Source organism: Flavobacterium aciduliphilum (assembly GCF_003268855.1).
Classification (GTDB): domain Bacteria; phylum Bacteroidota; class Bacteroidia; order Flavobacteriales; family Flavobacteriaceae; genus Flavobacterium; species Flavobacterium aciduliphilum.
Window position 1 is genome coordinate 31,403 of the sequence record NZ_QLSZ01000013.1, and the last position, 10,879, is coordinate 42,281.

Here is a 10,879-nt window from a genome sequence, read left to right on the forward strand (position 1 = left end):
TTATATTATAAATGACCATCACCCAACTTCAATATGTTTTGGCGGTAGCCGAGCACAAAAACTTTACATTAGCTGCTGAAAAATGTTTTGTTACCCAACCTACTTTAAGCATGCAAATTCAAAAAGTAGAAGAAGAATTAGGTATTTTGATTTTTGATCGTACTAAGAAACCTATACAACTCACTGAAATTGGTTTCAAAATAGTAAATCAAGCAAAAAATATTGTCAATGAAGCCGATCGCATTTTGGATATTGTGCATCAACAAAAAGGCTTTATCGGTGGGGAGTTTAGATTAGGTATCATCCCTACTGTTATGCCTACACTTCTTCCAATGTTTCTGAATAATTTCATAAAAAAATACCCGAAAGTCAAACTGATTATTGAGGAACTTCATACTGAAGATATCATTTTTAAATTGAATAATGGTCATTTGGATGCAGCCATTGCAGCTACTCCTCTTCATGAAGAAAAAATTAAGGAAATCGTATTGTATTACGAACCTTTTGTTGCTTATATTCCTGAGAATCATGGCATATATGGTAAAAAAGAAATTGAAGTTGAAGATTTAAATGTAGAGGAAATGCTATTATTAGAGGACGGGCATTGTTTTAGAGATAGTGTTTTAAACCTTTGTAAAAACAACAACAATTTAGAGCACAATCATTTTCAATTGGAAAGCGGAAGTTTTGAAACCCTCATTAAATTAGCTGATGAAGGATTAGGCACTACCCTACTTCCTTATTTACACACCTTAGATTTAAAAGAAAAAGATCATGTAAAATTACGGCATTTTGTAGAGCCTAAACCTGCTCGTGAAGTGAGTTTAATTTACCCTAAAAACGAGTTAAAAATTCATATTATAGATGCTTTACGAACAACCATATCAGGTGTGGTAAAAGGGGCTATTATTTTTCAAAATGTGCAAATTATTAGCCCAAAATCTGAAAAATAATCTTCTTATTTTTTGATAGCACGCAGCATTTCTCTTTTCCCTGGGGCACCGGGTAATTTTTCAATTGAGAACCCAGCTTCAAGCATGGCATTTTTTATGATGGAACGACACGCATAGGTAACTAAAACCCCCTCTTTTCTTAAAGCTTGGTACATTTTTTCAAAAATTACAACCGACCATAATTCGGGTTGCACTCTGTATCCAAAAGCATCAAAATAAATTAAATCAAATTGATTTACATCGCTAATTTCATGAAAGAATTGTTTCCTTTTAGTTAGTGAGAAATTTGAAGTAAGCTGATTTTGGTTTTCCCATAGACTATCATGAAGTGATTCAAAAATGTTTTTTTTATCAAGAACATTCAAAGCTTCTGGATAATTCATTTTACTCACTTCGTCAATTGAAACCGGAAAAGCTTCTACACCAACATAAGCAATCGCTTGATTGTTTTTTTCAGCTTCCAATAATGTAATAAAAGCATTTAAGCCCGTTCCAAAACCAATTTCTAGAATTGAAATGGAATCTCCCTGAAACAAAGAAAGTCCATTTTTGATAAATACATGATAGGCTTCTTGAATGGCACCGTGTTTTGAATGATAACTTTCATTCCATTCCGGTATAAAAATACTCGCCGAACCATCTTGCGTTTGAATAATTTCTCGTTTCAAAGCCTACTTAATATAGAGTTTTTTTATTCTAGGAATAGGTCCTCCACATTTTCCTTGGTGACACGCAATACAAGCATCTGCACCTTTGTTAAAATTTCCTTTTACATCACCTTCCTTCCCGTATATTTTCTGCTGAATTGCAATATATTTTTTGGCGTTTTCCTTAAAAAAAGCATCATTATCGCTTGGAGTCGTGAATTTAGCTGTAAAGATTTTATTAAAAAATGTTGGATAAGCGCCAACGGTATCCCCTTTTATAATTCGAGCTCTGGTTTGCATATTATAAGCATACATACGCTCCATAAGAGTGGCTAATTCAGACATTTCATACATCTCAAATTTCTTCTCTTTTTTACACGAGTTATTTTCTTTAATAAGATCTTTTTTTACTTCTTTTTGACAAGATAATAAAGCAAAAAAACAGCAAAATACTAGAATTTTAGTCATAAATTACTTTTTTATAAGTACTCCATCTGCCAAAAAAGAATACGTAATTTCTGGTTTGTTAATTTTATTAATTTCTGCTTGTGGTTTTCCGCCATCTTTTGCGTAATGCTTGAGTTCTTCTACAGAAACTACATCAACAAATGCTTTACCAGAAACAATGACATTACTCCCTTCAGCATTAAGAGGTACAAAAAAACCATAATCTTTAAATTTCACAAAAGCAGTTTCCCCATTTCCTAAATCCAATTTCATCCAACACCCCTTCTTTTTACAAACAGAGACAATTTTGGTTTCAAATTTTACACTAAGTGTATCACCTTTCTTTAAAGATTTATATTTCTTAAACATTTTGTCTTTTGATAAGCGAGTAGTAGCTTCAAACTTAGCGCCAAATGACGCATAATCATTTGTGTTAATTGTATTGGATTGATTCCGTTTTTGGGCAATACTTACTGTTGAAACTAACAACAGAAAGGCTACAAAAAAAGATGTACTATATTTCATTTCTTATTTTTTTATTAAAACACCATCTGCCATAAAAGAATAATTCGTTTCAGGAGCAATAATACTATCAATCGCAGCATTTGATTTTCCTGCATCTTTTGCATATTCTTTCAAATCGTTAACCGATACAATTTCTACAAAAGCTTTTCCATGAACTATGGCTTCACTTCCTCCTGCATTTTTGGGGACAAAAAAACCATAATCTTTAAATTTGACAAACGCAGTTTTATCATTGCCTAAGTCTAAATTCATCCAACATCCTTTTTTCTGACAGACATCCACAATTTTTGCATGAACTTTCACTTCAACGGTGTCCGTTGGTTTCATGGTTTTGTATTTTTCCAATAATTCAACCGCCGAAATAGCTCCATCTTCTGAAATTGAATCGCCAAACTTGACAAAGGAAACTTTTTCTGAATCTGAATTATTTACTTTAGTTTCTTCATTTTTTTTACAACTTACAAGTAGTGCTAACACTAAAACTGAATATACTATTTTTTTCATTTTATTGATAAATTAATTTTAAACAAAAATAAAGAGATTTTAAATTCTAACACGAAATTATGATGGTTTTTTTTCGATTTTAATAAAATACAGATGTTTTTTTTTAAATAAATTAAATATTTACTAATAATCAAGTTTTTTTTTAAATATTTTTTAAAAATAAGCATTTTTTTTATAGTTTAGCAGTGTAAAACAACACATAATCATTTAACTAATATTCAAACTAATCTTGATGATAAAAGATTCGTATGGATTCATAAAATAGCATACCACATGAGTTCTAGTTCTGATTTTGCAATTGAAATCCAAAAAGTACAAGATTCAAAAATTAGTGATGTAGATTTTGACAATATTACATTTGGAAACACTTTCACCGACTATATGTTGGTTTGTGATTTTAAAAATGGGGAATGGCAAAAACCTATCATCAAGCCGTACGAACCTTTTTTAATTGACCCTTCTGCTAAAGTTTTTCATTACGGTCAAGCTATTTTTGAAGGCATGAAAGCCTATAAAGATGAGCATGATGAGGTATGGTTGTTCAGACCTGATGAGAATTTCCATCGATTCAATAAATCCGCAGTGAGAATGGCAATGCCAGAGGTTCCCGAAGTCGTTTTTATGGAGGGTCTAAAAACCATTATTGATTTGGAGCGAAATTGGGTCAAGTCAGGACTAGGAAATACATTATACATTCGCCCATTTATGATTGCTATTGGCTCTGGAGTTATAGCTCAACCTTCTACGCAATATCGTTTTATGATTATATTATCGCCTGCTAAATCATACTATTCAGGAGCTGTAAAAGTAGTTATTGCAGATCATTACAGTAGAGCCGCTAATGGCGGTATAGGCGCTGCTAAAGCTGCTGGAAATTATTCGGCACAATTTTATCCTACAAAATTAGCCAACGATAAAGGATTTCAACAAATTATTTGGACTGATGATGCAACCCATACCAAATTGGAAGAAGCCGGAACTATGAATGTATTCTTCAGAATTAATGATACTTTATACACGGCACCAACGAGTGAACGTATTCTAGATGGGGTAACCCGTAAGAGTATTATTGCGCTAGCAAAAAGAGAAGGTATTGATGTACAAGAACGTTCTGTGTTGGTCGATGAAATTGTTGCCGCTGCTCAAAATAGTACTTTGAAAGAAATATTTGGAGCTGGAACAGCAGCAGTTGTAAGTCCGATTGCCGCTTTTTCTTATCAAGAAATTGAATATGTTCTTCCTGTAATTGAAGATTCCTTTGCGTCTCAGTTAAAAGACAAGTTAACCAAAATTCAATACAAACTCGCGGAAGATACTTTTGGATGGACGGTTAAAATTTAATACATGAAGGCTTGATTTAAATCAAGCTTTTATATGATTAAATAGATCGTTTCATTTTATTTCTTAAAATTTGTCTTATTCTTTTTAAAGTTTAGTTTTAAGTAAGAATTATATTTGAGTAATTTAAGTATAAAATTATGAAAGAAAAAAAGCAAGAACTGAAAAGAACTTTAGGTTTAGTAGATGCAACAAGTTTGGTAGCTGGTTCCATGATTGGATCAGGTATTTTTCTAGTGACTGCAGCAATGGCAAGAGATATTGGTTCACCCGCGTGGATTCTAGTGTTATGGCTTTTAACTAGTTTTTTGACAATGACTGCTGCGTTAAGTTATGGTGAACTTGCAGGTATGATGCCTAATGCTGGAGGACAATATGTTTACATACAAAAAGCATATGGTAAATTTGTTTCATTCCTTTATGGGTGGACCGTTTTTACCGTAATTCAAACGGGGGTCATTGCTGCTGTAGCTGTTGCTTTTTCAAATTACACAGCCGTTTTTTTTCCAAGTTTAGAAAAAATATTAATTAATTTTCCTTTTATTATAATATCAAACAAACAACTTCTCGCCATTTTTTCTATTGTTCTGCTCACTTACATTAACACTAAAGGATTAAAAAATGGAAAAACGCTTCAATTCATATTCACTTCAGCCAAATTAATTGCTCTATTTTCTTTAATTCTATTAGGGCTTTATGTGGGACTACAAAGTGATGTTTTTGAAAATAATTTTAGTACGATGTGGGATGCCAGTAAAACAGTTGTAAATCAAAATGGAAGTGTTACTGTCACTAAATTATCAGGGATAGCCTTGATGGGTGCTATGGGCGCCACGATTATCAATTCTTTATTTTCTAGTGATGCGTGGAATAATGTTACATTCATCGCGGGAGAGATTAAAAATCCTAAAAAAAATATTCCAAGAAGTCTTTTTTTGGGGACACTCATCGTGACAGTCATTTATATTTTAGCAAATGTTGCCTATTTATCGTTACTCCCTCTACATGGAATACAAAAAGGGTCAGTACTTCAGCATGGTATTATGTTTGCCAATCAAGACCGAGTGGGTGCTGCTGCTGCTTCAGTTATTATGGGAAACTTAGGAGTTTTTGTTATGGCTGGATTAATTATGATTTCAACTTTTGGATGCAACAGCGGGTTAATTCTTTCTGGTGGTAGATTATTTTATGCGATGGCTCAAGATGGTTTGTTTTTCAAAAAAGCGTCTACATTAAATAATTATGATGTGCCTGAAAAAGCATTATGGTTTCAATGCTTTTGGGCAAGTATTTTGTGTTTGTCAGGTAAATATAGCGATTTATTAACTTATGCTACATTTGCTTCTTTACTTTTTTATATTTTGACGATTAGTGGATTATTTATTTTGCGAAAAAAAGATCCCAATACAGAACGACCCTACAAAGCATTTGGATATCCTATTGTACCATTTCTATACATCTTTATTACTGGGTTAATTTGTTTTGATTTAGTATTATACGATACAAAAAATACAAGTATGGGACTAGGAATTGTGGCGCTAGGCCTACCTGTTTATTATTTGTTTCATAAAGAAAAATAAAAAATGGCTGAATTTTTATTCAGCCATTCGTTTTAATTTATTTCTATCTATAATTGCTATTTTTTTTCCTATTAACTCAATATAGCCGTTTTTATTTAATTCTGATAATAACCGGATGCAACTTTCAGTAGCAGTACCAATCATTCCTGCTAACTCTTCTCTGGATATTTGTATTCTCAACGTTCCATCTGTATTTTTTCCAAAAGTATCTTCTAAATAAATTAACGTTTCTGCTAATCTTTCTTTAACACTTTTTTGAGCCATAGAAACCATATGATCGTCTGCATCTTTTAAATCCCCACAAATAGTTTTCATGACATTCATTGAAAATTGATTGTTATTATTGAAAAATGCCATAATATCAGATTTTGGAATAAAACACACTTGCATATCTTCGAGTGCTACAGCACTCAAATTAGCAGGTTCATCACTAATTAAAGAACGTTGACCTAATAATTCACCTGATTTTACAAGTTTTACAATTTGGTCTTTACCATTGGCACTTAGTTTTGAAAGTTTACACACCCCGTCTTTTACACAAAAAATTCCATTGACAGTTTCTCCTTCTTCAAAAATAGCCTCTCCTTTTTTGATAGTGTAAGATGTTTTACAATCTGCCATACGTATTAACTCCTCTTTGTTTAGTGCCTTAAGAGAGCTAAATTCACGAACAATACATTGATCACACTTACACATTATTATTTAATATAAGATTGCAAATATACCAAATGAAAGTCAATTTGCATATTGTAAATTTGGTTTAACTTTTTAAAATTACTAATTATTATTCACTTTTTAGAGCCTTAATTTTGTCTGTTAATTCCAAAAAGCTATAAACTGATTTTAACACACTTTTTACATCTTCGTTTTTAGGGTCTAAATCATGGGCTTTTTCTAGTAATGGCATAGCTGAATTAAAAAGTTTTTTTCGTTCAACTTTTAACACATCGAATCGTTTATTGTCTTTATCTGAATTCGTCAGTTTATTTATTTCATCAACTATCTTCGCATCTGGTTTTAGAATAACATCTGCCAAATTCAAATAAGCATTGACATAATTTGGATTAATTTCAATAACTTTTCTGTAATATTTCTCTGCATCAGCAAGTTGACCTGAATTGGCACTTGTAACCCCTAAATTAAATAACAAAATTTCATCATTAGGTTTCTTTGCCAAAGCTTCATTAATTAATTTTTTATAATTTTCGGTATCTTTTAGTTTAAAATACACATCCGCTTGAGATGTTATTAAACTTACATCATCAGGATTTTCTTTTCTTGCATCCGTTAGGGCCTCTAATGCTTCATTGGATTTACCTTGTTCTATTAAGATTAAAGCAATGTTTTTTACAATTTCACCTTTTTTTGAAGGTAATTTTTCCTCACGTGGAGCCATGTGGGTACCTAATTCAACCATTTTATCTCTTACACTTTTTTCCGTGAAAGATTCTTCTGCATTACTAGCTTTATTTTTAGCATAATACATTATCTTATCTCCAATATAATTGATTGATTTTAGTTCTTTGTAATACTGTAGCGCTTTATCATAATCTTGCCCTTCGATGGCATAATTAGCAGCATAATATAAATTATCTGTGTCTTTTTTATCTAATTGATAAATTGAATATAATACTTCGGCTGATTCTTTGTATTTCTTTTGATTTCCCAATGCAATCGCAAAATTCAACATATCGGGTTTGAAAGACGAGATGGTTTCGTTGATATCATCTGTATAAACCTTTTTATTTCCTGGTTTTTTTTCATAATCCAAAGTTGCATTTAAACCTGTTGCTAATTCTGTGATTGATTTTGGACTCATCAACTTCATTAATGCCATTTGTATTTGTAAAGGAGGCATTGTTTTATCAATAGCTAATGATTCTAATACAGGAATCATACTTTTGTAGAAATAAGCATATACTTTATCACCTTCTTCAGTTGCCATTGGAATTACTTTATCAACTAACGCTTTATATTGTGATAAATCTTCTCCTTTTATTTCATCTTTTCCATACAATTTTTTTAAAGCTTTTAATTCCTCTTTTTGTGCGAAAGTTGACATCGAAACCATTAAAGTTCCTGTCAATAAAATGTGTTTTATTTTCATGATTTGTAATAGGTTATATTAAAAAAAGCCATACAATCAACGGATTATATGGCATGGTTATTATTTATCTGTTTCAGTTTCTTCAGCTGAATCTGTATCGTCATCATCTTCCAAATCCTCTTCAATGATAGCATTTGGATCAATTTCTAATTCTTCTCCATCTATAGCCATTGCTTCTTCTTCTTCATCTTTCATAACTTTAGTCACTGCCGCTATAGAATCATTTCCTTTTAAATTGATTAATCGCACTCCTTGTGTTGCACGACCCATTACTCTTAAGGTTGATACATCCATTCGAATGGTTAAACCCGATTTGTTGATAATCATTAAATCATCAGCATCAGTCACACTATCAATAGAAACTAATTTACCTGTTTTATCGGTTATGTTAAGCGTTTTTACTCCCTTACCTCCTCTATTTGTAATTCTATAATCATCTAGAGAAGAACGTTTTCCATATCCATTTTCCGAAACCACTAGAATCTCGCTTTCCATATCATTTACAGAAACCATTCCTATCACTTCATCTTGATCATTTTGTAATGTAATTCCACGCACTCCAGAGGCTGTTCTTCCCATAGGTCTAGTTTTGCTTTCTTCAAAACGAACTAATTTACCTGATTTTACAGCAATTAACACTTGGCTTTCCCCGTTAGTTAATTTTGCTTCTAGTAATTCGTCATCTTCTTTGATAGTAATGGCATTGATTCCATTTACTCTTGGACGAGAATATTGTTCTAGAGGTGTTTTCTTAACTTGACCTTTTTTGGTAGCCATAATCACATAATGACTGTTGATGTAGGCTTCATCTTTTAAATCTTGGGTACAGATAAATGCCTTAACTTTGTCATCCGATTCAATATTAATCAAATTCTGAATCGCTCTACCTTTACTGGCTTTTGTTCCTTCTGGTATTTCGTATACACGCATCCAATAACATTTTCCTTTTTGTGTAAAGTACATCAAATATTGATGGTTTGTTGCCACAAACAAGTGTTCTAAGAAATCTTGATCCCTAGTAGCGGCTGCTTTTTGTCCTACACCTCCTCTATTTTGAGTTTTGTATTCTGATAGCGAAGTACGTTTAATATATCCTGCATGAGAAATTGTAATGACTACGTTTTCATCAGCAATTAAATCTTCGATGCTAACATCACCGCCTGAATATTCTATTTTAGAACGTCTTTCATCGCCGTATTTTTCTTTAATTTCAATCAATTCTTCCTTGATGAGATTCATACGTAGCTCTTTACTCGCCAATAAATCTTTCAAATATTGAATCAATTTCATGATTTCTTCATATTCAGCACGAAGTTTATCTTGCTCTAAACCTGTCAACTGACGCAAACGCATTTCCACAATGGCTCGAGCTTGAATTTCGGATAATGTAAATCGCTCAATTAATTTTGCCCTTGCTTCATCACCATCTTTTGAAGATCGAATCAAAGCAATAACTTCATCAATATTGTCTGATGCAATGATAAGTCCTTCTAATATGTGCGCTCGTTCTTCTGCTTTTCTCAATTCAAATTGAGTACGTCTAACCACCACATCATGACGATGCTCCACAAAATAATGAATCAAATCTTTAAGATTCAGCATTTGAGGCCTTCCATTAACTAACGCAATATTATTGACACTAAACGACGATTGTAATTGCGTGTATTTGTAAAGTGTATTTAAGACTACATTAGGGACAGCATCACGTTTTAATTCATACACAATACGCATCCCACTTCTATCCGATTCATCACGAATATTGGATATCCCTTCAATCTTTTTTTCATTGATTAAATCAGCCGTCTTTTTAATCATTTCGGCTTTATTGACTTGATACGGAATTTCAGAAACCACAATTGCTTCACGACCGTTTATTTCTTCAAATCCTACTTTGGCGCGAAGAACAATTCTTCCTCTACCTGTTTTGAAAGCTTCACGAACCCCTTCATACCCATAAATTACTCCTCCAGTAGGAAAATCAGGAGCTTTGACATAATTTATTAATTCGTCAACTTCTATTTCTTCATTGTCAATATAAGCGAGTGTCCCATCAATAACTTCATTAAGATTATGAGGTGCCATATTGGTTGCCATACCTACAGCAATACCCGATGCACCGTTAATGAGAAGATTTGGAACCCTAGTGGGCATTACTTTGGGCTCATATAAGGTATCGTCAAAATTCAATTGAAAATCTACCGTCTCTTTGTCGATGTCTGCCATTATGTCTTCCGACATCTTTTTCATTCTCGCTTCGGTATAACGCATCGCTGCAGGACTATCTCCGTCTATAGAACCAAAATTTCCCTGACCGTCTACGAGTAAATATCGTAAACTCCACTCTTGTGCCATACGCACCATAGCATCATATACAGAAGAATCACCATGAGGGTGATACTTTCCTAGTACTTCCCCAACTATTCTCGCTGATTTCTTGTGTGCTCTATTTGAAAACACACCCAAATCATACATTCCATATAAAACTCTTCTATGAACAGGTTTTAACCCATCGCGTACATCTGGTAGCGCTCTTGATACAATAACCGACATCGAATAATCGATGTAAGCTGATTTCATTTCGTCTTCAATGTTAATAGGTATTAACTTCTCTCCGTCAGACATATTTATGTTATTTTATTAAGTAAATTAGTTTAAAATTCAAACGTGCAATATACATAATTTAATAGTATTAAAAAGCATTTTAACAGACTAATTTAAATGATTTATTAACAAAACACCCCCACTAAATAGTTAATAAAAAAACCATTTTTTCCTGTT

10 protein-coding genes are annotated in these 10,879 nt (G+C 32.5%); 3 read left to right on the forward strand and 7 right to left on the reverse strand.

All coding sequences use genetic code 11. From position 1 onward, the window contains the following. Positions 1-11: 11 nt before the first annotated feature. On the forward strand, positions 12-953 hold the full coding sequence (locus tag CLV55_RS11810; RefSeq protein ID WP_112114009.1) for a LysR substrate-binding domain-containing protein: 942 nt from the start codon (positions 12-14) through the stop codon (positions 951-953). A 5-nt stretch (positions 954-958) separates the two neighbouring features. Here the strand turns inward: CLV55_RS11810 and mnmD are convergent, their stop codons facing one another. From mnmD to CLV55_RS11830, 4 genes are read right to left on the reverse strand one after another with little or no spacing between them, the layout of a single operon-like run. Beyond that, complete coding sequence (gene mnmD / locus CLV55_RS11815; RefSeq protein WP_112114010.1) at positions 959-1,621, reverse strand: tRNA (5-methylaminomethyl-2-thiouridine)(34)-methyltransferase MnmD; 663 nt, start codon at positions 1,619-1,621, stop codon at positions 959-961. Between the two features lie 3 nt (positions 1,622-1,624). Next, positions 1,625-2,068 carry a hypothetical protein gene (locus tag CLV55_RS11820; RefSeq protein ID WP_112114011.1) on the reverse strand — a complete coding sequence of 148 codons (444 nt, stop codon included), beginning with the start codon at positions 2,066-2,068 and terminating at the stop codon, positions 1,625-1,627. 3 nt (positions 2,069-2,071) lie between these two features. Then, on the reverse strand, positions 2,072-2,572 hold the full coding sequence (locus CLV55_RS11825) for a DUF4920 domain-containing protein (protein ID WP_112114012.1): 501 nt from the start codon (positions 2,570-2,572) through the stop codon (positions 2,072-2,074). Positions 2,573-2,575: 3 nt separating this feature from the next. Then, positions 2,576-3,076, reverse strand: coding sequence for a DUF4920 domain-containing protein (locus CLV55_RS11830; RefSeq protein WP_112114013.1), 501 nt, complete (start codon positions 3,074-3,076; stop codon positions 2,576-2,578). A gap of 273 nt (positions 3,077-3,349) precedes the next feature. Between CLV55_RS11830 and CLV55_RS11835 the strand changes: the two genes are divergently transcribed. Further along, positions 3,350-4,417 carry a branched-chain amino acid aminotransferase gene (locus CLV55_RS11835; protein ID WP_112114014.1) on the forward strand — a complete coding sequence of 356 codons (1,068 nt, stop codon included), beginning with the start codon at positions 3,350-3,352 and terminating at the stop codon, positions 4,415-4,417. Positions 4,418-4,554: 137 nt separating this feature from the next. Next, positions 4,555-5,994: an APC family permease gene (locus CLV55_RS11840; protein ID WP_112114015.1), complete on the forward strand. Its 1,440-nt coding sequence runs from the start codon at positions 4,555-4,557 to the stop codon at positions 5,992-5,994. A 15-nt stretch (positions 5,995-6,009) separates the two neighbouring features. On the opposite strand, the gene CLV55_RS11845 is transcribed toward CLV55_RS11840, so the two are convergent. The 3 genes from CLV55_RS11845 to gyrA form a co-directional block, all read right to left on the reverse strand. Next, the gene (locus CLV55_RS11845; protein WP_112114016.1) at positions 6,010-6,690 is read right to left on the reverse strand and encodes a Crp/Fnr family transcriptional regulator; all 681 of its coding nucleotides are present in this window, start codon (positions 6,688-6,690) and stop codon (positions 6,010-6,012) included. A gap of 88 nt (positions 6,691-6,778) precedes the next feature. Further along, entirely contained in the window at positions 6,779-8,101 is a 1,323-nt protein-coding gene (locus tag CLV55_RS11850; protein WP_112114017.1) for a tetratricopeptide repeat protein, read from the reverse strand. Between the two features lie 60 nt (positions 8,102-8,161). Further along, on the reverse strand, positions 8,162-10,723 hold the full coding sequence (gene gyrA / locus CLV55_RS11855; protein ID WP_112114018.1) for a DNA gyrase subunit A: 2,562 nt from the start codon (positions 10,721-10,723) through the stop codon (positions 8,162-8,164). Positions 10,724-10,879: the final 156 nt, after the last annotated feature.

Excerpts from the sequence above, each read along its gene's own strand:
- CLV55_RS11810 (WP_112114009.1), top strand. The coding sequence starts at position 12 with ATGACCATCACCCAACTTCAATATGTTTTGGCGGTAGCCGAGCACAAA.
- CLV55_RS11840 (WP_112114015.1), top strand. The coding sequence starts at position 4,555 with ATGAAAGAAAAAAAGCAAGAACTGAAAAGAACTTTAGGTTTAGTAGAT.
- CLV55_RS11830 (WP_112114013.1), bottom strand. The coding sequence starts at position 3,076 with ATGAAAAAAATAGTATATTCAGTTTTAGTGTTAGCACTACTTGTAAGT.
- CLV55_RS11820 (WP_112114011.1), bottom strand. The coding sequence starts at position 2,068 with ATGACTAAAATTCTAGTATTTTGCTGTTTTTTTGCTTTATTATCTTGT.
- CLV55_RS11825 (WP_112114012.1), bottom strand. The coding sequence starts at position 2,572 with ATGAAATATAGTACATCTTTTTTTGTAGCCTTTCTGTTGTTAGTTTCA.
- CLV55_RS11845 (WP_112114016.1), bottom strand. The coding sequence starts at position 6,690 with ATGTGTAAGTGTGATCAATGTATTGTTCGTGAATTTAGCTCTCTTAAG.
- CLV55_RS11835 (WP_112114014.1), top strand. The coding sequence starts at position 3,350 with ATGAGTTCTAGTTCTGATTTTGCAATTGAAATCCAAAAAGTACAAGAT.
- CLV55_RS11850 (WP_112114017.1), bottom strand. The coding sequence starts at position 8,101 with ATGAAAATAAAACACATTTTATTGACAGGAACTTTAATGGTTTCGATG.
- gyrA (WP_112114018.1), bottom strand. The coding sequence starts at position 10,723 with ATGTCTGACGGAGAGAAGTTAATACCTATTAACATTGAAGACGAAATG.